Genomic DNA, 25,242 nt, shown 5'->3' with positions numbered 1-25,242 from the left:
TAAAGAACCGAACAAAAACTAAGCTCGAAAGGTCAACAGCCCCTAGTTCTTTTTAAGGTTATTGAGCTGGCATAATCAGTGCTTATCTTGCCTATGGATCTTTAAACTTTCGCTGATGATAAGAATTTTATATTAATTGCGGTTAGTTTTTTGACGGCAATAAAAAGCCCCGAACATGTCGGGGCGTTCTAAATTTGTAATCTTGCCTTGCTTTCTAATAGCACTAGTGCCTAGATAGGTAGGGCGATCATTTTACCACTTTCGCTTAGGCTGAAATAGCACGTCAATATCGTCTTCATCTTCTTTAGCCGCTGCGACTTGGGGTTGAGCCATTTTTTGTGCGCCCATGATCTCATCAAGCATGGTTTTAGCTTCATCAACTTTTTTGGCAATGAAAGGGTCATTTGGTGTTTGAGCTTTTATGGTGTGCAAGGTTGATAAGGCTTTAGTCACCATCTGTTTTGCTGAGCCATACTGTCTCATAAAACATGCAGCTCTGCCTCTTGCAAGCATAGAGTCCACGTTAATTCGAAGTTGTAGGCTATCGATACGGAGCTCTTCTTGGGCAAAAGTAGTGGGCTCGACTCTGCCTTTATTATGTTCAGCTCTTAGAATAGCTTTCATTTTCTTGAGTGTTTGAACTAAGGTGAGCACTTGCCTGTCGTTGTCCGGCAGCCTGAACATCTCAATGGCGGGCGCAGATTTAGGCGTATTATTTAATGCTTCGATTTGTGCGCGCAAATCAAATAAACGACGTTCGTAGTCATTCTTTTGCGCTGGAGCCAAAGAGGCTGCGATAACAAGTGCCTCTTCAATTCTCTTATACAGAATTAATACGATGTTACTGGAGCAGGGGATAAGACCTGTGTTTGAAAGCACACCTTCAGTTTCATCAATGATCGCTCTTTGTCGAGCAAGCTCTGTGCGCCTTTCGGCCTCAACACGGGCCTTTTGTTGTTGAATGATGCTAATGCCAATAATAAGTAGTAGCAATACACCGATCAAAACAAAGACGGAAACGATTATCATAAAGGGTCCAGATATTTTTTAATGCTTTTAATGCTACTATAAATCAACATTCTAGGATAGTAATCTTCATCATGGTTTGATGATTATCAGTTCGCAGAGTTGGACAAATGTGCTATATTCCATTTGATTAAATTATTTCGTTGTACTATAACGAATAATTATACTTAAATGTGTAAATGCTTATCTATTCAAAGATCTGTAAGCCTACCAAAGAGAAGGACTAAAGATGAAGTTGCAGCAACTAAGATATATTGCAGAGGTGGTTAACCATAACCTCAATGTTTCTGCTACCGCGGAGAACCTCTATACTTCTCAACCGGGTATTAGTAAACAAGTGCGTATGCTTGAAGATGAACTCGGTATTCAGATTTTTGGGCGTAGTGGTAAACATCTCACCCATGTTACTCCTGCAGGTCTGCAAGTTATTAGTATTGCAAATGACATTTTAGGTAAAGTAGAAAGCATTAAAAAAGTGGCTGAAGAGTACACTAAACCTGATCAAGGTGAACTCAATATTGCCACGACGGATACGCAAGCACGTTATGCATTGCCTCATATTATTCAAGGCTTTATTGACCGATACCCTAAAGTCAATTTGCATATGCATCAGGGCACACCATCGCAAATTAGTGAGTTAGCTGCCCGTGGCGATGCTGACTTTGCTATTGCAACGGAAGCTATGCACCTTTATAACGACTTAATTATGTTGCCGTGTTACCACTGGAACCGCTCTATTGTGGTGACTCGTGACCATCCACTAGCCTCTCGAAGCCATATCAGCATTGAAGATCTTGGCCGATTCCCGTTAGTCACTTATGTATTTGGTTTTGATCGCGCCTCAGAGATTGAAAAATCATTTAATCGCGCAGGATTAGAGCCAAGAGTGGTGTTTAGTGCAACGAGTGCCGATGTGCTGAAAACCTACGTCAGACTGGGGCTAGGTGTTGGTGTTATCGCTTCAATGGCAATCGATGAGCATATGGATAAAGACTTGGTTGCTATCGATGCCAGCCATTTATTTGCCCACAGCACCACTAAAATTGGCTTCAGAAAGGGTAATTTCTTAAGAACTTACATGTACGATTTTATCGAAAACTTTGCACCGCACCTGACTCGTACTGTGGTTGAAAAGGCCGTTGCGCTTAGAGATGCCCAGCAAATTGAAGCGATGTTTGAAGATATTCAATTGCCTGTTAGGTAGTCGCTATTAACTGGCAATAAAAAACCTCGCAAACGCGAGGTTTTTTTATGGTCAATTATAGAGTGCTTAACATTCTACGATATTCACTGCTAAACCGCCTTTGGCAGTTTCTTTATATTTGCTGCGCATATCTTTACCGGTATCCATCATTGTCTTGATGACTTTATCTAAAGATACCTTGTGGTTACCATCGCCGCGCATAGCCATACGTGAGGCGTTAATTGCTTTAACGGCACCCATAGCGTTACGTTCAATACAGGGAACTTGTACTAAGCCACCTACTGGGTCACAGGTTAGACCTAGGTTATGTTCCATGCCTATTTCTGCGGCATTCTCTACATGCTCGACAGTACCGCCCATGATTTCAGTCAACGCAGCGGCAGCCATCGAACAAGCAACACCCACTTCGCCTTGGCATCCCACTTCAGCACCTGAAATCGAGGCATTTTTCTTATACAGAATACCAATGGCTGCAGCAGTTAACAGATAGCGACAACAGACATCCATATCGACCTCTTGCACAAACATATCGTAGTAGCAGAGTACGGCAGGGATAATACCAGCAGCACCGTTAGTCGGTGCGGTAACAACACGATCACCAGCAGCATTCTGCTCATTAACAGACAATGCAAATAGATCTACCCAGTCCATTGCCGTCAGCGGATCGACAACATTCTTACCTTCGGCTTTTAGTCGACGATAAAGTGATGGTGCGCGACGGCGCAATTTAAGACCACCGGGTAAAATACCCTCTTTTTGATATCCGCGTTCAACGCAGGCCTTCATGGTCTGCCAAATTTCCCACAGCTGCTGCTGTATAGCCTCTGCGTCTGCAATGCTTAGTTCATTGGCCATCATTAACGATGAGATACTAAAGCCATGTTCTGTACACAGTTCAAGTAACTGTTGAGCAGAGTCAAAATCATAAGGGGCTGATTTAATCGGCGCTGCAGGGGAGGCATCCTGCGCTTTAATTTCATCTTCATCTAAAATAAAGCCGCCACCAACTGAGTAGTAGGTGCGCTCATAAATGCATTTTCCTTCTGCATAGGCATAAAGAGTCATTGCATTAGCGTGAGCTGGTAGGCTTTTACGTCTATGGTAGGTAATACCATTTGCACGAGAAAATAGTATTTCGCGGCCACTGTTCAGTATTAGTTTTTCATCGTTACTAACGCTTTCTAAAATGGCATCAATTTTATCGGTATCGACGGTATCGGGTGCTTCTCCCATCAAGCCTAAGATCACAGCTTTACCGGTACCATGGCCTTTACCGGTTTGCCCTAACGAGCCAAAAAGCTCTGAACGCATCTCATCTGTTGCGTCATAAAGCCCTTGCTTGGCGAGGTCTTCAATAAATATGTTACCCGCTTTCATCGGGCCTACAGTGTGTGAACTTGATGGGCCAATGCCTATCTTGAACATGTCGAATACACTAATCATGCTAAAACCTTTTACTCTCGTTGTTATTGTTTTAACCAATTTGACTGAGATTATTGCTGTACGCCAATTGAGAACATCGATGTTTTTGTCGATTAATCGGCGCAAAAAACTTAAGCTTAATGCTAATCTTAGTCGCTGGTACTGATTGGTGTAAAAAGTATCCCATACTTTAGCGTTATATCTAGCATTAGATTTTTTACACTGAGGATAAGACCATTAGATAAACTAATTTTACGATTTTACTTTTAATTTACATCGTCGTGTTTTTATTTTTTACATTTATCGTTAACAAACATGGCTTTATTGTAAGTATCGGCTCTTTATTCGTTTTTAAATCTTAGCTGTTCTGTATATAGATTACGATTGATAATTATTTTTGGGGTTATATGAGTTATTTGATGTTAGATGTTGAATCAACAGTTTTGAGTGCTGCAGAGCGAGAGCAGCTATCTCATCCAATGATTGGTGGCCTTATCTTGTTTAGCCGTAATTACGCTAACCGAAGTCAACTTATACAGCTTGTGCAGTCCATAAGAGCGGTTCGCGCAGATATTTTGATTGCTGTCGACCAAGAGGGCGGTCGAGTGCAGCGTTTTAGAGATGACTTTACCATTTTGCCTGCTATGGGAGATATATTGCCTGCAGCGCAAGGGGATCTTGCTTTGGCAAAGTCTTGGGCTACAGAGCTGGGTTTTTTAATGGCGATAGAGTTGCTAGCTGTTGATATTGATTTGAGTTTTGCGCCAGTACTTGATCTTAATGGTGTTAGCCAAGTCATTGGTAAGCGTAGCTTTAGTAGCAATAAAGCTGAAGTCGAGCAGTTAGCGACCGCGTTCATAAAGGGCATGCAACAAGCAGGGATGGCCAGTGTAGGTAAACACTTTCCAGGCCACGGTAGTGTTGAGGCCGATTCTCATATCGCTAAACCTGTTGATTTAAGAAGTAAAGAACAGATATTTACTAACGACATGCAACCATTTAAACAGCTGATCACTAAAGAAAGTTTACAAGGGGTCATGCCTGCACATGTTATTTACCCCAATGTAGACCCAAACCCTGCAGGTTTTTCACCTTATTGGTTACAAGAAGTGCTGCGCAAAGAGCTAGGCTTTAACGGAGTGATTTTTTCTGATGATCTCGGAATGAAAGGTGCCGCGGTGGCTGGTGGTTATTGTGAGCGAGCACAAGCTGCTATTGATGCTGGTTGTAACATGATTCTAGTATGTAACGACAGCAAAGGCGCGACAGAGGTACTTCATGGCGTAAATTGGCCAAAATCAAATCAGCAAGTCACGGCCAATCTGTTAAAGCCTGATTTTTCGGTGGTGGTTAATGCTTTACAAAATAGTGAACGTTGGGAAAAAGCAAAAGCGATAGCGGCTCAAATTTTAGAAAATTGATTTAGCGCAACGAATTATCCTACTTAGCTTGGTAGGTTAACTATCATTAGTATACTCGCATAAACAATGGAGCGATATATGATCCTGTATTTACACGGATTTGATGCGACTAGTCCTGGTAATCATGACAAAATGCGCCAATTGCAGTTTATTGACGAAGACGTGCGCTTAGTGAGCTACAGCACCCAACATCCTAAGAACGATATGCAATATCTGCTCAATGAAGTGAGTAAGCATATTACAACCTCTGATGATGAGTCACCGCTGATTATGGGTGTAGGCTTAGGTGCATTTTGGGCTGAAAGAATTGGTTTCTTAAATGGTATAAAGTCAGTGTTGATTAACCCTAATTTGACGCCACAGCATAATATGGGAGATAAAATTGATCGCCCCGAAGAATATGCTGATATCGCCAACAAATGTGTTGATGATTTTCGAGGTCTCAATCGCGATAAAGCACTTTGTATTTTGGCGCGAAACGACGAAGTTAATAACAATGTTGATGTCGCTCGTTGTTTGCAAGATTACTACAGTGTGGTGTGGGATGAAGAGCAGACCCATAAATTTATTTCATTAGCGACTCAGCTCAAAAAGATCCAGGCCTTCAAGTCTTCTTAACACTTTCTAATTGTGACTTTCTAGCCTACTAAGCCATCAGGTTTGGTGGGCTTTTTATTGTGCCAAACACTTTGCTCATTTGGCTCGTATGCGCTAAGTTGTTAAAAGTAGATGAAGAAATAAACTCATTGAGGCCTTTATTTCTTCAAAGGACGAAACTCTGGGGCGGGTGCTAACTATGAAGCGTGTCATCATTAAGATCACAGGAAAGGTGCAAGGTGTCTCTTTTCGTCAAAGTACGCTGGCACAGGCTACGTCGCTTGGGCTAACCGGTTATGTGAGTAATCTGACGGATGGCTCGGTGCAGGTACTTGCTCAAGGAAGCTATCCCGCAGTGGATAAACTCATTAGCTGGTGTGAAACTGGCGCGCCGATGGCAAGCGTTGATAATGTTTATGTTGAGGATGACGAGGCAGACGATATCTACCTCGAATTTTCGATTGTACAGCTCTAGCTTCAGTGACTAGTTTAAAAGCAAGGCCTCTGTGTTGGCGTTGCTAATATACTCACTTTCTTCTTCAGTGCTTTTGGCTGTAGGATGCTCCATTTTTCTGATCTGAATGATCATCCCCATTTTTGGGTGGTCAAAATAGTGCACTTCATCACTTCTCACACGTCTATTTTGCTTCATCGGAATCGAGTATAAAAACGGACTGGTAACCGAGTCAATTTCTGGCTTTGAGTCTATACCTGTTGAAGCTGGATTATCATGATGCATTAACGTTACGGTTTTTTCTCCCTCTTCACGCAGATTAAATGCGGTTTCAATAAACAGGTAGTGCTCAAGGTAGATATTTAACGTCCCGTCTAACTTCCACACAGGCTTTTGCGGCTCAGCTAAAAAACCACTACTGATAAAATCAAACTGTGGTAGATCATCGGCGAGATCACTGTTTTGTAGCGGCTGACCATTTTTCTCATACTGTTCTGAAAAGTCATGGCCGGAGTATAACTTGATTGGAATGGCTCTGTTTCTTGGTAACATCGATTGCTGCCATGTCATGTGCAGTAAGCTCTTGTTTCCTTTCTCGCGCTTCAAGGTTGCGATTATATCTTTAAATTGACTCTGACTCTCGGCCAGCAATACCGCACCCTCACCTAAATGTGCCGTTGCAGGTTCAGCTGCAGCAATGACCATCGGTATATCGGTTAAGGTTTTAACTTGGTTGCTTGAGTTAAGTTGTTCATTACAGTTGAGGCTGTCGGTTGCCCAGTCTGATGAAGTGCACCCATTGAGCCCCATATTGACGGCCGTTAGATCGGTACTGACTAGCGGAGTAATAAAGTCCACACTCTTACGTTGACGCGGATTAACTACTTTATCTGACCATTGCTCTACCGTTGGTGAGTTATGCTCATACAGGTAAATTTCAACTTCAAACCAGCGCTCTTCTTGGGCGGTAGCCGCAGTCGATAGGCTTGAAATGACACCCGCAGCCAGTGCAAGCACCAATTTATTTGTAGAAAGTCTAAACACGTTTATTCTCCAATGCGATGTTGAGACAACTGTTCAATTAACAGTTTAATGAGTGCAAGCCTGTCTTTGGCTGATTCAGATGGCATAGCAAATTTTAGCTTATTCGGCCCATCCATTCGATATATTTGCGGTTGATTCTGCAATAAACCAATAATAAAACCTGGGTCGACCTTATTGTCGTCGCCAAATTCTATGCTACCACCTTTTGCATGCATCTCGATCTTTCTTAGACCCAGTTGTGTCGCTAAGTGTTTATAGAGCGTCAGCTCCATCAAGTTTTTGGTCGGTTCGGGCAACATACCAAAGCGATCTATCAGCTCGACTTTTAATTCGTCGACAGCTTTTTCTGTTTTACAGTTAGCGATCCGCTTATACAGCGATAAGCGCATGTTTACATCACTAACATAATCGTCAGGCAGTAGGGCGGGGATGCGCAAATCAATTTCACTTTGCTGACGCAGCATTTGATCCAGCGAAGGCTCTTTACCCTCTTTTAGCAGTTTAACGGCATCTTCAAGCATCTCCATATAAAGGGTAAACCCAATCTTGGAAATATGTCCGCTTTGCTCATCGCCAAGCAGTTCACCGGCGCCTCGGATCTCTAAATCTTGGGTGGCCAGCATAAAGCCTGCACCGAGATCCTCTAAAGCGCCAATGGCTTCGAGTCGCTTACGGGCATCTTTGGTCATGCGTTTTGGATGGGGTGTCATCAAATAAGCATAAGCTTGGTGATGAGAACGACCGACGCGGCCTCGCAATTGATGCAGCTGTGCCAAACCAAATTTGTCAGCTCGCTCAATGACGATGGTATTGGCCGATGGCACATCAATTCCGGTTTCAATAATGGTGGTGCAGACCAATACATTAAAGCGCTGGTGATAAAAATCAGACATCACACGTTCAAGTTCACGCTCACGCATCTGTCCGTGAGCTGTGACTACACGCGCTTCGGGTAGCAACTCACTTATTTCAGCCGCACGTTTCTCAATGGTTTCAACGCTGTTATGCAAGAAGTAAACTTGGCCACCACGTAATATTTCACGCAGTAGTGCTTCTCGAATGGTGGCGTCGTCATACTCTCTGACAAAGGTTTTGACTGCCAATCTTTTGGCTGGTGGGGTAGCGATAATCGAGAGATCACGCATACCCGACATGGCCATGTTTAATGTTCGTGGGATAGGTGTGGCTGTAAGTGTTAGAATATCCACGTTCGCCCGCAGCGCTTTAATCTTCTCTTTTTGACGAACACCAAAACGGTGCTCTTCGTCAATAACCAGTAAGCCTAAGTTTTCGAATTTTGCTTCTGACTGAAGCAGTTTATGAGTACCGATCACAATATCGACTTTGCCGTCGGTGAGCTCTTTCATCACTTGAGTTTGTTCTTTGGCCGTTTTGAAGCGTGACATCACCTCAATTTTAAAAGGCCAATCGGCAAAGCGATCTTGAAAATTCTCAAAATGCTGCTGTGCTAGCAGGGTGGTCGGTACGAGTATTGCTACCTGTTTACCATCGTTAACTGCCACAAAAGCGGCGCGCATAGCGACCTCTGTTTTACCAAAACCTACGTCACCACAGACTAGTCTATCCATTGCCATTGGGGTGCGCATATCATCGAGTACTGCGGTAATCGCAGTTTCTTGATCGACTGTTTCTTCAAACGGAAAACTACTGGCAAACTGGGCGTATTCTTGTTGATCTATTTTACAAGCATCGCCTGGACGTGACTGTCTGCGAGCATAAACATCGAGCAGCTCTGCGGCAACGTCACGGATCTTTTCAATCGCTTTGCGTTTTGCTTTAGCCCAGGTTTCATTGCCGAGTTTGTTGAGATTCGCCTCTTCATCAGGGCCTACGCTGTAACGACTGATCAAGTGCAGTGAGGAAACTGGCACATAAAGCTTGTCGCCACCTGAGTATTCAAGGACAAGATATTCGGCAACCAGTCCGCCAGTATCGAGAGTTTCTAAGCCTTGATAACGGGCAACGCCGTGTTCAAGGTGAACAATAGGTTGCCCGACCTTTAACTCCGCGAGGTTTTTAACTAATGCGTCGCTGCTTATTTGGCGCTGTTTATCTCGGCGGCGTCGTTGTGAAATACGTTGGCCAAACAGCTCTGTTTCACAGATAAGGCTGAACTTACCACCGGTTTTTTTCTCAATGATACAACCTTGAGACAGTGGTGAGACAATAAGCCCCAATTTGTTTTTACTAGCGGCAAACTCATTAAAGTGGCTAAACAGCTTTGGTTTTATGCCAATTTTGCCCAGTAACTCGACCAGTGCTTCACGGCGGCCTTCAGATTCTGCACTGAATAACAGCCTATCGCCTAAAGCTGCGTACTCTTCAAGAAGAGTGAGAGGTTGCTTGAGTTTATGGTTAGCTGTTAGATCGGGCAATTTAACGGCTTTGGCCTCGATAGCCGTACCGGAGTATGGAGGCGTTTTTAATTGAAATCGGGGTAAACCTTTAAAAGCAGCAAAAATCTGCTCAGTTAATAGGTACAATTCCTGTGGTGCTAGTAGTGGTCTAAGTGGATCAACACGCCGGTCTTCGTAGCGTGTTTCAACTTCATGCAAATGAGCTTTTGTTGCAGCTTCAATGTCGCCAAGAGTGACTAGTTGCGTTTTCGCGGGTAGGTAATCAAACAGACTGGCGGTTTCATCAAAAAACAGCGGTAGATAGTTTTCAATTCCTGCCGGCATGGTCTTCTTGCTGACCATTTGGTAGATAGAGCCCGGCTCTTTGACTAATACTTCAAAACGGCGGCGGTAACGCTGCCTGAAGCCTTCTATTGCCGCGTCATCTGTAGGGAACTCTTTGGCGGGTAATAATCTAATTGATGCTATTTCTTGGCTAGAACGCTGAGTTTCCGGATCAAAGTGGCGGATCGATTCAACTTCATCATCGAATAATTCAATTCTGAACGGCTGATTTGAACCCATAGGGAAAATATCAATAATTGAGCCGCGTACTGCAAATTCGCCGTGCTCATAGACCTGCTCAACACTATGATAGCCAGTATTTATTAACTGTTCTCTGACATCGTGCAGTTGATAGTTATCCCCCTTTTCCAAAATCAGCACATTACCACTTAAAAATGATTTAGGCGGCAGTTTAACCATTAAGGTACTGATAGGGACGATAACCACACTTTGCTGCGCGTGTGGGATCCGAGACAGGGCTTCAAGACGCTGAGAGACTAGATCTTGATGAGGCGAGAAGCTGTCATAGGGCAGGGTTTCTCTATCTGGGAATAGCCATATCGACATAGCTGCGTCGCTAAGCAAATAGCTTAACTCTGATTCTAGTGCTATAGCACTGGGTGTATCGGCTGTGACAACAAGGGTAACACCTTGATGTTGCTTAGCGATATTCGCGATAGTTAGCGCTTGGGCTGCGCCACCAATAGTACACAGCGTTTGTGCTAAGTTAGCACTCTTGACCGCTGGTGGAGTCAATACAGAAAAGGCATTCATCAAGGCGAGGGAAACGTGTCCAATAACAGCAAAGTTGCTTGGTATTGTAGTGGCTTGCCGACGCTCTGACCAGCTAAAAGTCGTTTTATACTATGGTACTAGTTTTCGTAATTTCAGTTGTTTCTGTTGCAAACTTAGGCTTGCCTTGACCAGCTGTTCAACATCAGCGTCTTGAATAACACTATATGTCAGCTGAATGCTAAAGCGTTTAGGTGAATTATCATCTTCATTATTGATGAGCGAGCAACTTTGAACTTTAGCAAAACAAATCAATGCGACCAATTCTTCTTTAATGTGCAAACTAACCTTAAAGTCACTGCCAAGGGGCAGTTCTTCACTGCTGGTAACGGTAATAGAGCTGCCGCCGAAATGACTGCCCGCATAATGTTCACCGTCATATTCCTCTTTACCAATCACATGTTGCAACACCATATCAATTTTACGCGACTGCAATTTTAAGAACTCTACAACCGTTTTTGCATCATCATCAAGATGACGCAACTGCAGCAGGCAGTCAGATTCTAGCGATTTAATATCACTAATTAGCTGCAAACTCGGTGGTAACATCAAACTAAGTTGCGCAATGGTAGGCAGAGGAAGCTGATTGTCCCAAGCTTGTAAATAGGCATCAAATGGATGATTAACACTAAAATAGGCGCTAGAGTCGTTTAACAATGGTGTTGCCTCTTGTTTTTAGGGGGCGAATACCCCTATTATCGTGCGCATCTTTATGATTTAGCAAGGTAAGAGAAACAAATACCTTGGCTTAGTTTATTGATAGAGTACCGCTGAGCAATCTTGGTTGTGTGAACTGATGTGTTTACATCAATGTATTCAACCTGATTGGCATCAGATTAGATTTGATTTTATTTGGAATTTTTAATGAATCTTTCATTATCATTTTTTATTGGCTATCGCTATTGGCGTGCAAGAAAGGCTAATGCCTTTGCCTCTTTCATTACCATATTCTCAGTATCTGGCATTTTACTGGGGGTTGCAGCACTTATTGTGGTGAGCTCGGTGATGAATGGCCTTGAAGGGCAACTCAAGAAACGTATTTTAGGCGCAGTACCGCAGTTGACGGTGCATTCTGAAATCGCACTCGATAACTGGCAGCAAGATGTGACTAACATGTCTGCGCTAAAAGGTGTGCAAGGGGTTACGCCTAGCGTAACCACCCAAGCGATGTTGCAGTCGCCGTCTAATATTGGTGCCGCGCAGATTTACGGCGTTTATCCCCAGCAGGAGCAAAAACTACTTAGCTTGACGCGCAATACTTATTCAGGTGATTTTGATGCGCTCGTTGCGGGGAAATACCGTATTATTTTGGGTGCTGAGCTGGCGCGTAAACTGGATGTAGTCGTCGGTAATCAAATTCGTGTATTGAGTGGCGATGGTGTGGTCTACACCCCTTTAGGCCCAATACCGAGTCAGCGTAAATTTACTGTGGCGGGTGTTTTTGAGATGGGTTCTCAAGTCGATGCGAGTGTCGCCTACATGCATCATGACGATGCACAGCGCTTGATGCGCCAAACTCCAGGACAAGTGAAACAACTGCGTGTTTATTTAGACGATCCGTTTCAGGCCTCTAGCATTGCGCCAAGTGTGCAAAGTTATTTCTCCCATGAAGTTACAACGACAGACTGGCATGATTCCTATGGGCACCTGTTTGGTGCGGTCAAAATGGAAAAGAATATGATGTCTTTAATGTTGAGTCTGATTATTGCCGTTGCTGCATTTAATATTGTCTCGGCTTTAGTGATGATGGTGGTTGATAAAACCACCGATGTGGCAGTGTTAAAAACCCAAGGCTTAACGACTTCAAGTGTGATGGGTATTTTTATGATCCAAGGATCATTAAATGCCATCATTGGCCTGCTTACCGGCGTGGCTGCTGGTGTACTGCTGACGCTTAATTTAAATGAAATCACCAATGTATTGGGGATTTCCATTCTTGGTGCTGGACAGAACCTGCCGGTACAGCTCGAGTTAAATCAACTCAGTTGGATAGTGATAGGTACGCTTATCATGACTTTATTAGCCACCATTTACCCGGCATTAAGAGCTGCCAATGTTCAGCCTGCGAGTACCCTTAGACATGAATAGCGAGTCAACAATGAATTCAGAATTATTGCTAAAAGTTAGCAATGTCAGTAAGCACTACACTGATGGTGCGGTTGAAACTCAAGTGTTACATAGCGTTAATATTGAGGTTTACAAAGGTGAGCAACTGGCGATAGTTGGAAGTTCTGGCTCCGGTAAGAGTACATTACTGCATATTATGGGCACACTGGATAAGCCCAGTAGTGGCAGTGTGGTGATGCTCGATGAAGATCTTTATAAACTATCGAGTAAACGCCAAGCTCACGTGCGTAATAGTAATATTGGTTTTATCTATCAGTTTCATCATCTATTACCTGAATTTAGCGCTTTGGAAAATGTCTCGATGCCGGCACTTATCCAAGGTAAAAAGCGTAAAGAGGTAGAGAGTAAAGCCACTGCATTACTAGAAAGAGTTGGCCTTGGGCATCGTTTAGCACATACGCCCGCAGAGATGTCAGGTGGTGAGCGTCAGCGTGTCGCCATTGCTCGTGCATTGATCAATGATCCCAAGTTGGTTCTTGCCGATGAACCTACAGGGAATCTTGACGCCAATAGCGGTGAAGCTGTTTACGAATTGATTACTGAACTTGCTGCACAGTTAGGAACTGCATTTGTGGTGGTGACTCATGATCAAGACCTTGCCGCTAGAATGGATAGACAACTGCATATGAAAGATGGCCATTTGGTGAATGCTGAGGAGCTCGCTGGATGAAAAGCCTGTTAGCGATGCGGATCGGCTGGCGTTTTTATTTAGCGCGCCAGTCAAACCGCTTTATCAACTTTATTTCGTTTGCATCAACCGCGGGAATAGCGCTTGGTGTTGCAGTCTTGATCATCGCTTTATCGGCAATGAATGGTTTTGAAAAAGAGCTGGAAGATAGGCTGTTAGGTGTTGTCTCTCATGGTGAGTTAGCGGGGGTTAACGAACCAATACAAAATTGGCCGAGCATCATTGCTGATGCCAGTAAGGTGCCGGGGATCGTCGCCGCGGCTCCCTTTGTGCGGATGCAAGGTTTGATTCAAAAGCCTGGCGGATTTCAAGGTTTGACGGTGCTTGGTATCGATGGAGAGCTTGAGGGCAAGGTCTCTAATATTCGCGACTTTATGTCTGAGCAGAGCTGGAACAGCCTGCAGGATGAAAGCAAAAATAATATAGTGCTTGGTAAAGGATTAGCAGACAGTTTAGATGTAGCGGTAGGGCAATCCATTAGCCTATATATGCCCAATAACAGCAAACAAGCTCAGAATAAGATTGCTGCAGCTAAAAGCCAACGCTTTGTTGTTTCGGGTATTTTTGAGCTTGGTGGTGAATTAGATACTTCCACTGCTTATGTACCTATGGCTTTTGCCGCTGACCTACTTAAGCTAGGGCAGGGAGTTTCAGGCATTAGGATCAAGGCGAGTAACGTATTTCAAGCGCCAATGTTGATCCGTGACCTAGGTTTTAGTCAACAGCAATATGTTTACATTACTGATTGGACGCGAACCCAGGGGCATCTGTATCAAGATATACAACTTGTCAGAATGGTGATGTATCTTGTCTTAGCACTCGTTATTGCTGTCGCCTGTTTTAATATTGTGTCTACGTTAGTGATGGCGGTAAGAGATAAACAGTCCGAAATTGCTATTTTGTTGACCATGGGCATGAAAAAAAGCGCGGTGATGCTAATCTTTATTGTGCAAGGCGCATTAAATGGTTTGCTAGGTTGTGTAATTGGCAGCGCTTTAGGTGTAACCGTTGCGCTTAACTTAAGTGATATTGCCGCAGGCATCGAATCTCTATTAGGTATCCAGCTGCTATCAGCAGATGTATATTTTATCGATTTCTTACCTTCGCAGTTGCTTGCTACTGACGTGATAATGGTTGTGTCACTGGCATTCGTTATGAGCCTAATTGCAACGTTGTATCCTGCCTGGAAAGCAAGTCAAACGCCGCCAGCAAGTGCATTAGCAGGCAGATAACATCAGTTTTACGGCTAAAGTTTTGGTAGTAAATTAATTCTTTAGTATTAGAGTGGACGCAAGCGTGTTCACTCACTATCTTCAGCCTATCTTACTTAAACCTTACGTTAACCTTACCCTATTTTTAGGGTGGTGATAAATGCCTTGTTGCCACTGGCTTTTGCAGTTTTTACGATGCCATTTTTTGGTCTATTGTAATACTCTTGACACCGGTTAAATCACCCCGAAAACTTATCCTTTTTTATGCTTCATTATCCTAATAAAGTGCTATTTTTATGCTAGAACTGTTGTGCTAGTTTTTTTAGACACCCAAATCAAAGTCTGTTTGCTGCTTTGTCTAATGGCAAGGAATGGAAGCCTTGGTTTGGTTAACTAATAAAGCATGGAGCAATGACAATGAACGCAAAGCCAGATTTAGAACAGTTAGATTTGAGTGTTCAACAACTCACATCAGTAGTTGCCGAACTTGAAAAGCAATGTCCTGAAACAGTGCAAGGAATCTCTGAAATTGCAGCGTTAGGCTGCCCTGTAACTAAATGCAATGATGCCAATCCATCCACTCGCCTGTGCGCGGTAAATGCACCTGCGCCATCTCCATTTGTGCCTGACTATGACATTCCGCTGCTTGCCCCAGGGGGTGGAGATACCAAGCCAAACGTTTTAGGTAAACTAGGCCCTTTGGCGGGGTTAATAGGCACATGGGTTAGCCAACGCTTTAGCGGCTTTAATGTTATGCCTATCCCACAAGCTACAGCACCCAATGGTTTTATTTTGAAAAACCATAGTTATTATGAAGTGATGACCTTTAGTGCAATACAAGGCAAGGTGGCTAACCGCGGTGGCAAGTTTGAACAAAAAGCCTATACCATATTTTATGAGCAAAGAGTCTTTTTCGCTGATGGTCCACAGGCTAATGAGTTAGTCCATGCTGAAAACGGTTCGTGGTTGCATCAAATCACTGGCCCTCAAGGACAAAATGCACTTGATACAGCGCCCTATATTCCAACGCCGCCAGCGCCTAATCCCATTCCAAAACAAGATCCACTAACTGCAATTGTTAAGCAGGTTTCTGTGCCCCACGGCAATTCGATCTTGGCTTTAGGCGGTGCGAGCAAAATATATGGTGCACCTAAAATCCCTGCCGCGAGCTGTTTACCCGTTAACGCCCCAGATGCTTTTAATGTTAATTATGGCGTGAATGATCCCAAAAACCCCAATATCAATCCAAATGCAGTCTTAGATGCAGCGTTATTAGAGCTAGCAGCTAACGGTGTGCATGTAAGCAACACCACGGTGCTCACAGTTGATACAAGTAACAGTGGTGCCATCGCCAATACCCCCTTTATGAAAGATCATTCCGATGTATTGGAATTTAGCACCACTTATTGGCTAGAGCTGTTATCGACAGGGCAGCAGCAACTGCAATACACCCAAAATATCTCTCTAGATCTTGATATTGACGGCACAAAGTACAAGTTCCCGCATATAACCGCAAATACCTTAACCAAAGTTAAGTAATACCTAATTAACTCGTTTCTAGTCCAATTTCTGTTGGTAAAGATCGGATCCTAATTTGAATTCGAGGAGGTTGCTTATCCTCGATTCAATTAGCGTTTTCGAGCCGTCACCGCGAGAGCTTTGAATGCTCGAGGCGTTCAACTGTCTCGAATGAATTTTTGAGACCATCTGTTAGCAATTTCTACCGCTATTAATTTAGCTTCAAGGAATGAAAAATGAGTGAAAAAACGATAAAGGAACTTCAGCTTCAGGTGACGGAATTAACGTCCAAAGTGAAAGAGTTGGAAGTTCAATGCAGTCAACCAACCTCTGCAGATAAATGTATAGTTTGCGCCGCAACGGAATGCGCGGTATGCGACAGTGGTCAATCGGTGCGAAAGTGTGATAATTGCTTGCCTTGCATTATCAATTTTTGTGCACCTTGTGCAGTCAGTTTCTGCGCGCAATGTGAGCAAAATACGGCTTACTGCTGCTTGACCTGCCAGCCGACGTTGAAGTGCGTAACCTGTCAGCCAAATCTGCAATGTGTCACTTGTGCACCGGGACCGGTTTATTACTGTGTGCCGTGTCAGCCAACGCAATGCGTAACTTGTGCTGCTGGGCCTGTTGAGCAGTGTGTGGCTTGCCAACCGAATCTGCAGTGTGCACCTTGCTACTACTGCGCTCCTTGTCAGCCGACAGTATTGTGCGCGCCATGCCAACCTACCGCTCAGTGTGTGACCTGTTTTACGGGTCCCGTCGAGCTGTGCGCACCGTGCCAGCCAAGCGTGCAGTGTGCGCCTTGCTACTACTGTATACCTTGTCAGCCGACGGTGCAGTGTGTCACATGTTCTCCGAGCCCAGTTGCTTATTGTGCGCAGTGTCAGCCTACGCCCTGTGCAACAGGTTTACAGTGTTTGACCTGCCAGCCGACGCTGCAGTGCGTGACTTGTGCACCGAGTCCTGTTGCGTGTTGTGTTCAGTGTCAACCGGCATCAAACCTGCAATGTGTTACCTGTAGACCTTGTGAAACTGGTTACCAGTGTGCAAGTTCACCAGTGACATATTGCTTGTTGAGCGCAACTGGCTAACTAAGGTTCAATCATGGAAAGCAAACAACTCTAGCATGGTGCTAGGGTTGTTTGGATTAAAGGAATAACAAGATGAATACTCTTTTACTATCACCCGCGGCGACCATCACTCCTAATGTTCAAGGAGTGTTACTGCAATCAGATCTGGGCGACTTTCAACTGCATGGCAAGGATGTCAGTGACTTCATAACCACTGTGGTGCCTTTATTAGAGGGGAATAATACCGAGCAAGCCGTGTGTGACAAACTGCCTCATTATAGCGAAAGCAGTGTGCGGTCGATGATTGCCTTACTTAAGCAAAAGGGGTTAGTGGAAGAGCTGGATGCAAACAATCACTTTGCCCCTCCGTGGGCGATGCATCAACGATTTATGCATGCTTGGTCCAGTAATACGGCGCCTGAAAATGAACTAAAAGATAAGAAAATACTGGTGATAGGACTGGAACCTTGGTCGGTAAAGATGGTTGATGAACTAGCCTGTTCTGGCGTTGGTCATATTCATATTATCGACAATGATCTTGTCACTGCCGACGACATTTTGTGTCACCGTGACTTTGGCAGTCAAAGCCTTAAACAGCGGCGTGCAGATGTGTTAAAAACGATTATCACTAAGCAAAGCCCTTGGTGCAAGATTACGACACAACGGCTGTCCAAAGGCAGCAATGGAATTGATTTAACTGGTGAATTAGATTGGGATCTGGTGGTTGTTACACTCAGTAAAGAGGCAAAACACTGGCTCTATCAAATATCTAAAACATTGAATCATCATGAATTACCTGCGCTGTATGGCAGTTTAGACGGATTAGAATCTTGGATTGGCCCAGCAGTCAATTTAACCCCGTCAGCTAATGCTATTGATGCCTGCTGGAACTGTCTGCGATTACGTCGCTTAGGCACAGAGCAAGCACCTGATCTCGCACATGAACTGGATAAGAGTGCTAACAACAGCCAGCAAACCAGTCGAGCTCGCAGTATGCTCAGCTCCATGGCGGCATTAACCGGGCACCAGTTGACGATGGAAGTGACAAAACTACTGTCGGGCTATATTCAAACGGACTTGGTGGGCAAAGTCAACGTGCAAAACCTTGTTACGAGCCAAGCTCAATCCCATAAAATTATCCCTGTACCTTGGTGTAAGGTGTGTGGCTATGATCACCAATCAGCTGCCGCGCATACCTCGCTCGTCGAAGCGCGACAGCTCAAACAGGCTGGTGTGCAGGTGGGCGCCATGAGCGCTGTCTCCGCCCATCAAATTGAACTGACTAATCCATTGAACATGATGCATAGCGTTGATGATGTTACGGCGCTGTTTGAAGGTTGGGTTGATGACAAAACGGGTATTATTCGGCAGTTAAGTGGTCACTCTGCGCAGTTACCAGACTTTCCAGTGACTGCATCTGCCAGTGTTGCTAGTTTCACCGCCGGTCAATATGATCCAAGAGCGGTAGGGCAAGTGGGATCAGGCAAAGGACTCGATGGTGTTTCAGCCCATATTAGTGCCATTGGCGAGGCTATCGAGCGTTATTCTGCTGCAAGGTATCGCCTTGAAGATTGCCACTATGCATCGATTAGCCAATTGACGGGCAAATACCTTGATCCTAATGATTTAGTTCTCTATTCAAAAAAGCAGTATCACACACCACAATTCCCATTTTCTAGTTGGAACAAGAAGCGCAAAATCCATTGGAGTAAAGGTGTCTATTTAGGCGGACAGGAGCCAGTATGGGTGCCTTCTCTCCTGAGTTACTTTAACTTTAGCTGCCCCTATGAGGAGCAGTTTAGTCAAGTCTCTTCCAACGGCCTAGCTGCGGGCCAAGATAATGATGATGCCGGAATAAGAGCCACTTACGAGCTGATAGAGCGTGATGCAATGATGTTAACTTGGTATGGCAAACAACCCTGTCAGCGTTTAACGCTAGATGCGGTTAATCATGGCAAGATGCGAGTGATGCTCGATGAATTGTCTGACATGGGCATGACATTGGAGGCATACCTGCTCGATGTGGGCATTCACGTACCCACGGTGGTGTGTTTAGCCTTTGGTGATGGGCTGCGCACCCCTGCGGTTTCCGTGGCGTTAGCTTGTCATGGTGATATTCAAGTGGCAATGAAAAAAGCCTTGTTAGAGCAGGGACATGTGATGCCGTATTTGTGCCACCTTATGAGATCTGGCGCAAAAGTTCCGCAACATGTCGGTGAGGTACAAAGCCTTGAAGATCACGCTGCTTATTATTTCAAGCTTGATAAGCGCTCTGCTTTCGACTTTATGCGTCAACCGATAGAACAGGCAGTGAATGTCGACCAGTGGCACTACCCAATCGTCAAAGATTCAAGTGATCTAAACCAAAGGTTACTTGATGCCGGCGTTGAGGTTGCCATCGTTGATGTTACCTCTCCAGATGTTGCACTTAGTCCCTTCAGAGTGGCTAGAGCGGTAGGTAAGCATATGCAACCTATACATTTTGGTGAACAGTTTAAGCGTGTAGATAACCCTCGCTTAAAACGACTTCTTGGCGGCAAGAGCGTCAATATGGATCCCCATCCCATTGCATAACGGCCTGTTGTTTTGCCGATAACAGCTTGCAAACGAACCATTTTATAGATCAAGGAACAACTGATGAAAGTACTGGTATGTGGAACTAACTATGGCGCAACTTATATCCGAGCACTAGCCACTGCGCCGCAAAACCTCAATCTTGCGGCAATTTTGTCGACGGGCAGCCAACGCTCTTTAAAATATGCGGCGCAGCTGCAGGTGCCACATTTTACTCAAATCGAACAGATCCCAGCGGGCGCCGTTGATATTGCCTGTATCGCGGTATCTGGAGAAGCTGGGCAGCAGCTAACGTTGCAGTGTTTAAGCAAGGGGATCCATGTATTGTGCGAACACCCTGTTGCAGAAGAGTTTGTCCGTCATGCACTGGCTCTTGCTGCGCAAAATGGCTGTCGATTTCATGTCAATGCTCACTTTGCAGACCTTGGTGCGCCGCAAGCTTTTTATCAAGCGATTTCAATCGCCTCGCAACAAGCGCCGTGTTTGCATTTTGACCTCAATGTTAATTTGCGAACTCTTTATTCAGGTTTAGACTTGTTAGGTAGAGCAGTGGGTAGCTTGTCGTGTATTGAACTCATGCCCCGCGCTCAACACGTAAAGGCAAGAGGATTGTTTGAAACATTGCAGCTAACGGGGCCTGAATTTTCAGTGTCACTCCTGTGTCAGAACTTTGCCTCCGAGCATGATGATGGCAGTGCAACTTTACTCAACCATCGGGTTAGTGCCACATTTCCCCACGGTAACTTACTGCTGTGTGAAACTGCAGGGCCGGTTTATTGGTTCCCATCACCGGTTTCAATGCCAGCAGAAACCTGGCAAAGCTACTTGCCAGTACAAGTCGAGCCGAGTAATCAATACCAGCTCATGCAACATCGAGACTCCGCCAATATCAGCGCACTAAATAAGTTAATTGCCAGTATTAGCGAGCCAAATGCTACTGTTGAACAACAGCCGGAATATCTGATTGGTTTAGCACGACTATGGGAGCAAACTCTTGCAGCATTGCAGCGATAGTGATTTTACAAGCACCAATTGAACGAGTCGCAAGCGCAGTTAGTGATGTTGACTACTGCCATCCGCTAAATTATTTTTACGTTATAAAACGAATAATAGGGTGAACTAAATTACTCTTCCTATGCCCCTAAAGCCAACAGAATGCTGCAGGGGGTAATGACCTTGATTTTTGCCCATATTTCTATACAGTGCTCTTCACTCAGTATATGGGAATAATGATTTGGAAAAGATAACGTTCACTAGACGCAGTATTGCATTATGGCTTATCGCCATGATGGTGCTTTTGTCAGTGGCCTCATCTGTTCATAGCGTTACCCATTTAAGTAAAAAGCTTAGTCATCACCCTGAGTCTTGTGTGTTTTGTATTCATAAACACCAACAGCATCATGCTTTAGCTACAGCAGACCTTTTATTCCAACCTGTTAAACTGCAATTCATCATTGTTCTTGATGTCTGTTTTACAAACTACAGCAGGTTATGGATCTCTTTCTTCAATAGTCGAGCTCCGCCTTTTTAGCATCACTCCCTAATTGATAATGTTAATAATGATATTACCCATAAACGCAAGTTTAGCGGTCAATATCGGTCACTTGTTTGATGAATACTTATCGTTAGCCGTTATCCAACACTACTCATTGTTCTTGGGAGTCGCGCAGCTTCAAAGTCAGTGTTAAATATGATCTCCATATTTTGTTGTTGGTAACGGTAAGTGGTTGGCTATACCGGTTTCGAAGAGAAAAATGATGAATAATGAAAGTAAAACGATGCTTAAAAAACGCATCGAAAGTATCGATATCATGCGTGGCATCGTGATGTTAATCATGCTACTTGATCATGTTAGAGAGCGGTTTTTCTTTCATGAGCAGGTCACCGACCCCATGACTCTTGACAGTACCAGTACTGGGTTATTTTTGAGCCGGTTTGCTGCGCATTTCTGTGCGCCTACTTTTGTGTTCTTAACGGGGATATCTGCGTGGCTATATAGCCATCCGCAGTTTGGTCCTCAGCGCTCCGCTAGGGAGTTCCTGGTTAAGCGTGGTTTATTTTTAATTGCGTTAGAGTGCACGGTTATTACTTTTCAGTGGATGGGTAATTATCAGATGATTTGGTTGCAAGTGATCTGGGCGATAGGCGTGAGTATGCTCGCTTTGGCTGCATTAATAGGCCTCCCTAGAGTATGGCTTGCTGTCATTGGTTTGGTGATTGTATTTGGCCACAACCTGTTAACGCCGATAAGCTTTGCACCTGGAGAGTGGGGTTATACCCTATGGGCGATTTTGCACGATCGCGGCAATATATTGCCGAATGCCTTTATTGGAGTACGTGCCAGTTACCCAGTTTTGCCTTGGATAGGCGTTATTTTATTGGGATATGCTTTAGGACCAATATACAGTGCTAACTTCTCCGATAGTAAGCGCCATAAATGGTTAGTTGGCTTAGGTTTAGGCTGTTTTGCGGTATTTGCGCTATTACGTGGCTTGAACCTGTATGGAGAAACTCTTGATTGGCACCATAGTGACTCATTGCTGATGACGTTGAAATCGGTGTTTAATCTCACTAAGTACCCACCATCTCTAGCATTCTTACTGATCACTCTAGGTGGGACACTGCTATGTCTACGAGGACTAGAGCAAATTAAACCTCGTTTCGGCAAAGTGCTAGCAACCTTTGGTTCTGCACCGATGTTTTTCTACATCATCCACCTCTACTTGTTGTTGTGTATGTATTGGTTAGCAATAACAGTGATAGGGCCTAATTACGGCGAGCTGTTTGGTTTTACCGACATTGCTTATGTCTGGCTGGTGACCATTGTTTTAGCAGTATTGCTGTATTTTCCGACTAAACGTTTTAGCCAGTACAAGCATCAAAGCAATAAGGCTTGGATTAAATATTTCTAAAGGCAAGATACTCGCTCATGGATGAGCGGGGGGTTAACGTGCAAGCACAGTAATTTTCATTTTTCACCAAGTGTTTAACTTTGGTGAAAGGGAGCAAACCAGTCGTATGCTGCGGACATATGTAGCAAAGTACGTTAGTGATAACTAGCTTTATGGAGCCTAAAAAGTTAGTTGAAGATATTCAATCTTTGAAAGCTCAAGTTGAAAAGTTAAGCAGCTTGAACTGCGAGTTGAAGAACTAGAAAGGATTGTTAAGTTACTGAGTAAATAGTCGTTTTCAATTTTAGATGTTGGGGCTGAGTTTGAGATAACTCCACAATTTCATAGTACTCTTGAGGATCTCTGATGCAATCGGGCAATGAATTTATAGTTGTTCGCCAATCCAAACTCTGCAGTTTTAACCCTTTTTTCTTTGTATGCTCTCAAAACAATAATCTTATTTGAAAGAACAAGGCGAAGCTTTATTAAATGAGTTTAGTAGGGACTTGCTTATGCTAATAACATCTCTATCTGCAATTGGTTACAAACAAGTCTAAAACCCTGAAGTTTGATTGCATTCAAGCTATAAAAAACCATTAAACCAACCAGCCTTAACCACAGTTACCAAATATAAACAACTAATACTTACCCCTTACATGTAGATTTTATTCACGTTTTTCGAATCTTTTCATGATAAAAACAAGTTTTAGATCAAACTATTTTGTCGTTAGATTACGCCACGGATATGCATCACATTAAATTGAAATAGCCTCACTTACCTTTGAAACTTCAAAAGTATAACAAATGTAAAGTTATGTAACGCGCCTATAGGGGACTTGAGATGAGAAGTAAGAAAAAGGCATTTTGCCATGGCATTATTTTAGCTGGATTAAGTGCATTTGCACTTTCAGGTTGCGGCAGCGATAGCGATGATACAGTTGCTAATGTTTTAAACAAAATTGACACGACCAAGCTTAACGCTTTAACGTCAAAAACTGTGCCGATGAGTAATATCACTGACACAGCTATAGTGAAAGTGCCAGAGACTAAACCTAAACCAACTGTAACAGGCATTGCAGTGGCAGATGCCGAGGCTTTAAACGTTGAAATTCAATCAGCATCAGTAACAAATGATATTTTAAGCCTTGAGTTAGATGTTTCAGATGCCAATAACGTTGGTGTTACTGGCCTAATCTCAGATGACATTGGGGCAATAACGTTCGGTCGTTTAGGCACTGTAAGCGAAGTTACAGATCTAACAGGTAGTGATGCTCAACGTGAGATTTGGCTTAACTATTTCCCTAAAGAGGCTAAAAAAGGCACTGCTGGCGAAGTCGTTGGCAGTTACGTAAAGGGTTCTGCTTGTAGCGATTGTCTTATAGGCCACAAAGACGGCACATACTCGCTTACGCTTAAGAACCACCCAATTGATAGCAAAAAACTCGGATATAGCTTCGACGAATCAGCCACAAATGGCATTTACCTTAGCGTATCAGCAAAAGGCGCAAACAAAGGTGCTGGTTTGATAGCTAACAGTTTCTTCTACTGGCAGCCCAAGTCGGACACTGCTCAAGCTCGTCCCAAGATGCTCGTTAAAAATAGCACTTGTCAATCTTGCCATGCTCCAGAGGGTAATTTCGACCTGCTAAGAAATCACAAAGATGGAAGCGGTCGCCATAGTGGTAAACATTTCACTGTTGAAGCCTGTAGCTTCTGCCATACAGACAATAGTCGTGATATTGGCAATACAGTTTTCGGACCTGATATGTCAATAAAAGCAATGGCGCACAAGATCCACGTTACTCAGCAAGGAGCCGCATGTGCAAGTTGTCACAAGCCAGATTCAGACCTAACCGATGCAAATGCTTGGAAAGCGGGTAAAGATAACAACGCATGCCAAAGTTGCCATCAAGTATCTGGTGGTGCTGCAAACGTACCTGCGATCCCAACAGACCACACAAGCGATGGCAAGTTACAACCGTTTAGGGAAAACTGTGCAATGTGCCACAGTCCTACAGCAGGCGATGATATGTTCCCACACAAATAAGTAACAGGTAGTTTTCAAGAGTAACGAGCTAGGGGCTGTTGAACTTTAGATCTTAGCTTTTGTTCGATTATTTACCGTAAGCAATAATGCTTCTAGTGCAAGGCTTGAGCGATAACACTTAGCAAGCAAAGTGTTATCGCTCATAATGCATTCTAGTCATAAAAGAATAGAAGCAATGAAACGGATCAAAAGGACAGCATTTCTTGGCCATTTTATCTGCGTTAAAGGCTCTTTGTGGAGAATGACTACACGACATCGCCTCAGACTTGCCAAAATGGCCAATAAATTGCTGTAAAAACAACCATAAAAGATTAACAGGCCCTAACAGTTGTTCTTTTTAATTTTACAATTATTCGCAATTAAGGAAGATACTAACTCCATTAAAGAGTTGCTCATTCAGCGGGAGGTTAAAAGCACTTTAGACAAGTGAGTGGTTTATCGCTAATCGTTATTC

General features: G+C 43.9%; 19 protein-coding genes. 14 read left to right on the top strand and 5 right to left on the bottom strand.

Annotated elements, in window-relative coordinates; all coding sequences use genetic code 11:
* Positions 1-252: 252 nt before the first annotated feature.
* A complete protein-coding gene (locus AB4238_RS14550) occupies positions 253-1,029 on the bottom strand; it encodes a hypothetical protein (protein WP_372034064.1) in 777 nt (258 codons plus the stop codon).
* Between the two features lie 226 nt (positions 1,030-1,255).
* Between AB4238_RS14550 and cysB the strand changes: the two genes are divergently transcribed.
* The gene (gene cysB / locus AB4238_RS14545) at positions 1,256-2,230 is read left to right on the top strand and encodes an HTH-type transcriptional regulator CysB (protein ID WP_020911894.1); all 975 of its coding nucleotides are present in this window, start codon (positions 1,256-1,258) and stop codon (positions 2,228-2,230) included.
* A gap of 66 nt (positions 2,231-2,296) precedes the next feature.
* On the opposite strand, the gene AB4238_RS14540 is transcribed toward cysB, so the two are convergent.
* Positions 2,297-3,673 (bottom strand): L-serine ammonia-lyase, encoded by a 1,377-nt coding sequence (locus AB4238_RS14540; protein WP_372034063.1) that lies wholly within the window; start codon positions 3,671-3,673, stop codon positions 2,297-2,299.
* A 386-nt stretch (positions 3,674-4,059) separates the two neighbouring features.
* Here AB4238_RS14540 and nagZ point away from each other — a divergent pair, with 386 nt between their 5' ends.
* The 3 genes from nagZ to AB4238_RS14525 all read left to right on the top strand — a co-directional run bounded on the left by nagZ (position 4,060) and on the right by AB4238_RS14525 (position 6,145).
* Positions 4,060-5,073, top strand: coding sequence for a beta-N-acetylhexosaminidase (gene nagZ / locus AB4238_RS14535; RefSeq protein WP_372034062.1), 1,014 nt, complete (start codon positions 4,060-4,062; stop codon positions 5,071-5,073).
* Positions 5,074-5,151: 78 nt separating this feature from the next.
* On the top strand, positions 5,152-5,691 hold the full coding sequence (gene ycfP, locus AB4238_RS14530; protein ID WP_372034061.1) for an alpha/beta hydrolase YcfP: 540 nt from the start codon (positions 5,152-5,154) through the stop codon (positions 5,689-5,691).
* 178 nt (positions 5,692-5,869) lie between these two features.
* Positions 5,870-6,145, top strand: coding sequence for an acylphosphatase (locus tag AB4238_RS14525; RefSeq protein WP_372034060.1), 276 nt, complete (start codon positions 5,870-5,872; stop codon positions 6,143-6,145).
* A 9-nt stretch (positions 6,146-6,154) separates the two neighbouring features.
* Here the strand turns inward: AB4238_RS14525 and AB4238_RS14520 are convergent, their stop codons facing one another.
* The 3 genes from AB4238_RS14520 to AB4238_RS14510 form a co-directional block, all read right to left on the bottom strand.
* Positions 6,155-7,168 carry a peptidoglycan binding protein CsiV gene (locus tag AB4238_RS14520; RefSeq protein WP_372034059.1) on the bottom strand — a complete coding sequence of 338 codons (1,014 nt, stop codon included), beginning with the start codon at positions 7,166-7,168 and terminating at the stop codon, positions 6,155-6,157.
* A 2-nt stretch (positions 7,169-7,170) separates the two neighbouring features.
* The gene (gene mfd, locus AB4238_RS14515; RefSeq protein WP_372034066.1) at positions 7,171-10,644 is read right to left on the bottom strand and encodes a transcription-repair coupling factor; all 3,474 of its coding nucleotides are present in this window, start codon (positions 10,642-10,644) and stop codon (positions 7,171-7,173) included.
* A 90-nt stretch (positions 10,645-10,734) separates the two neighbouring features.
* On the bottom strand, positions 10,735-11,319 hold the full coding sequence (locus tag AB4238_RS14510; protein ID WP_372034058.1) for a hypothetical protein: 585 nt from the start codon (positions 11,317-11,319) through the stop codon (positions 10,735-10,737).
* A gap of 207 nt (positions 11,320-11,526) precedes the next feature.
* Here AB4238_RS14510 and AB4238_RS14505 point away from each other — a divergent pair, with 207 nt between their 5' ends.
* From AB4238_RS14505 to AB4238_RS14460, 10 genes are all read left to right on the top strand, one after another.
* Positions 11,527-12,750 (top strand): lipoprotein-releasing ABC transporter permease subunit, encoded by a 1,224-nt coding sequence (locus AB4238_RS14505; RefSeq protein WP_372034057.1) that lies wholly within the window; start codon positions 11,527-11,529, stop codon positions 12,748-12,750.
* Between the two features lie 10 nt (positions 12,751-12,760).
* Entirely contained in the window at positions 12,761-13,459 is a 699-nt protein-coding gene (lolD, locus tag AB4238_RS14500) for a lipoprotein-releasing ABC transporter ATP-binding protein LolD (protein WP_372034056.1), read from the top strand.
* Complete coding sequence (gene lolE, locus AB4238_RS14495; protein WP_372034055.1) at positions 13,456-14,709, top strand: lipoprotein-releasing ABC transporter permease subunit LolE; 1,254 nt, start codon at positions 13,456-13,458, stop codon at positions 14,707-14,709. The genes lolD and lolE overlap by 4 nt, the downstream gene beginning before the upstream one ends.
* A gap of 396 nt (positions 14,710-15,105) precedes the next feature.
* A complete protein-coding gene (locus AB4238_RS14490) occupies positions 15,106-16,227 on the top strand; it encodes a heme-binding protein (RefSeq protein ID WP_372034054.1) in 1,122 nt (373 codons plus the stop codon).
* Positions 16,228-16,849: 622 nt separating this feature from the next.
* The gene (locus tag AB4238_RS14485) at positions 16,850-17,227 is read left to right on the top strand and encodes a hypothetical protein (RefSeq protein ID WP_372034053.1); all 378 of its coding nucleotides are present in this window, start codon (positions 16,850-16,852) and stop codon (positions 17,225-17,227) included.
* A gap of 142 nt (positions 17,228-17,369) precedes the next feature.
* Complete coding sequence (locus AB4238_RS14480; RefSeq protein WP_372034052.1) at positions 17,370-19,850, top strand: TOMM precursor leader peptide-binding protein; 2,481 nt, start codon at positions 17,370-17,372, stop codon at positions 19,848-19,850.
* A 63-nt stretch (positions 19,851-19,913) separates the two neighbouring features.
* Positions 19,914-20,864, top strand: a complete 951-nt coding sequence (locus tag AB4238_RS14475) for a Gfo/Idh/MocA family oxidoreductase (RefSeq protein ID WP_372034051.1) — start codon at positions 19,914-19,916, stop codon at positions 20,862-20,864.
* 220 nt (positions 20,865-21,084) lie between these two features.
* Positions 21,085-21,381 (top strand): DUF2946 domain-containing protein, encoded by a 297-nt coding sequence (locus AB4238_RS14470; RefSeq protein ID WP_372034050.1) that lies wholly within the window; start codon positions 21,085-21,087, stop codon positions 21,379-21,381.
* 226 nt (positions 21,382-21,607) lie between these two features.
* The gene (locus AB4238_RS14465) at positions 21,608-22,762 is read left to right on the top strand and encodes a DUF1624 domain-containing protein (protein WP_372034065.1); all 1,155 of its coding nucleotides are present in this window, start codon (positions 21,608-21,610) and stop codon (positions 22,760-22,762) included.
* Between the two features lie 820 nt (positions 22,763-23,582).
* Positions 23,583-24,788, top strand: coding sequence for a multiheme c-type cytochrome (locus tag AB4238_RS14460; protein WP_372034049.1), 1,206 nt, complete (start codon positions 23,583-23,585; stop codon positions 24,786-24,788).
* The last annotated feature ends 454 nt before the right edge of the window (positions 24,789-25,242 follow it).

The organism is Shewanella sp. 10N.286.45.A1, assembly GCF_041470405.1.
Lineage (GTDB): Bacteria > Pseudomonadota > Gammaproteobacteria > Enterobacterales > Shewanellaceae > Shewanella.
Note: the sequence above shows the minus strand (reverse complement) of the source record. Positions and strands in the feature narration are given on the sequence as shown.

What these genes read in the sequence shown, in the direction of transcription:
- AB4238_RS14550 (WP_372034064.1), bottom strand. Translation starts at nt 1,029, where the DNA reads ATGATAATCGTTTCCGTCTTTGTTTTGATCGGTGTATTGCTACTACTT.
- cysB (WP_020911894.1), top strand. Translation starts at nt 1,256, where the DNA reads ATGAAGTTGCAGCAACTAAGATATATTGCAGAGGTGGTTAACCATAAC.
- AB4238_RS14540 (WP_372034063.1), bottom strand. Translation starts at nt 3,673, where the DNA reads ATGATTAGTGTATTCGACATGTTCAAGATAGGCATTGGCCCATCAAGT.
- nagZ (WP_372034062.1), top strand. Translation starts at nt 4,060, where the DNA reads ATGAGTTATTTGATGTTAGATGTTGAATCAACAGTTTTGAGTGCTGCA.
- ycfP (WP_372034061.1), top strand. Translation starts at nt 5,152, where the DNA reads ATGATCCTGTATTTACACGGATTTGATGCGACTAGTCCTGGTAATCAT.
- AB4238_RS14525 (WP_372034060.1), top strand. Translation starts at nt 5,870, where the DNA reads ATGAAGCGTGTCATCATTAAGATCACAGGAAAGGTGCAAGGTGTCTCT.
- mfd (WP_372034066.1), bottom strand. Translation starts at nt 10,644, where the DNA reads ATGAATGCCTTTTCTGTATTGACTCCACCAGCGGTCAAGAGTGCTAAC.
- AB4238_RS14505 (WP_372034057.1), top strand. Translation starts at nt 11,527, where the DNA reads ATGAATCTTTCATTATCATTTTTTATTGGCTATCGCTATTGGCGTGCA.
- lolD (WP_372034056.1), top strand. Translation starts at nt 12,761, where the DNA reads ATGAATTCAGAATTATTGCTAAAAGTTAGCAATGTCAGTAAGCACTAC.
- lolE (WP_372034055.1), top strand. Translation starts at nt 13,456, where the DNA reads ATGAAAAGCCTGTTAGCGATGCGGATCGGCTGGCGTTTTTATTTAGCG.
- AB4238_RS14490 (WP_372034054.1), top strand. Translation starts at nt 15,106, where the DNA reads ATGAACGCAAAGCCAGATTTAGAACAGTTAGATTTGAGTGTTCAACAA.
- AB4238_RS14480 (WP_372034052.1), top strand. Translation starts at nt 17,370, where the DNA reads ATGAATACTCTTTTACTATCACCCGCGGCGACCATCACTCCTAATGTT.
- AB4238_RS14475 (WP_372034051.1), top strand. Translation starts at nt 19,914, where the DNA reads ATGAAAGTACTGGTATGTGGAACTAACTATGGCGCAACTTATATCCGA.
- AB4238_RS14465 (WP_372034065.1), top strand. Translation starts at nt 21,608, where the DNA reads ATGAATAATGAAAGTAAAACGATGCTTAAAAAACGCATCGAAAGTATC.
- AB4238_RS14460 (WP_372034049.1), top strand. Translation starts at nt 23,583, where the DNA reads ATGAGAAGTAAGAAAAAGGCATTTTGCCATGGCATTATTTTAGCTGGA.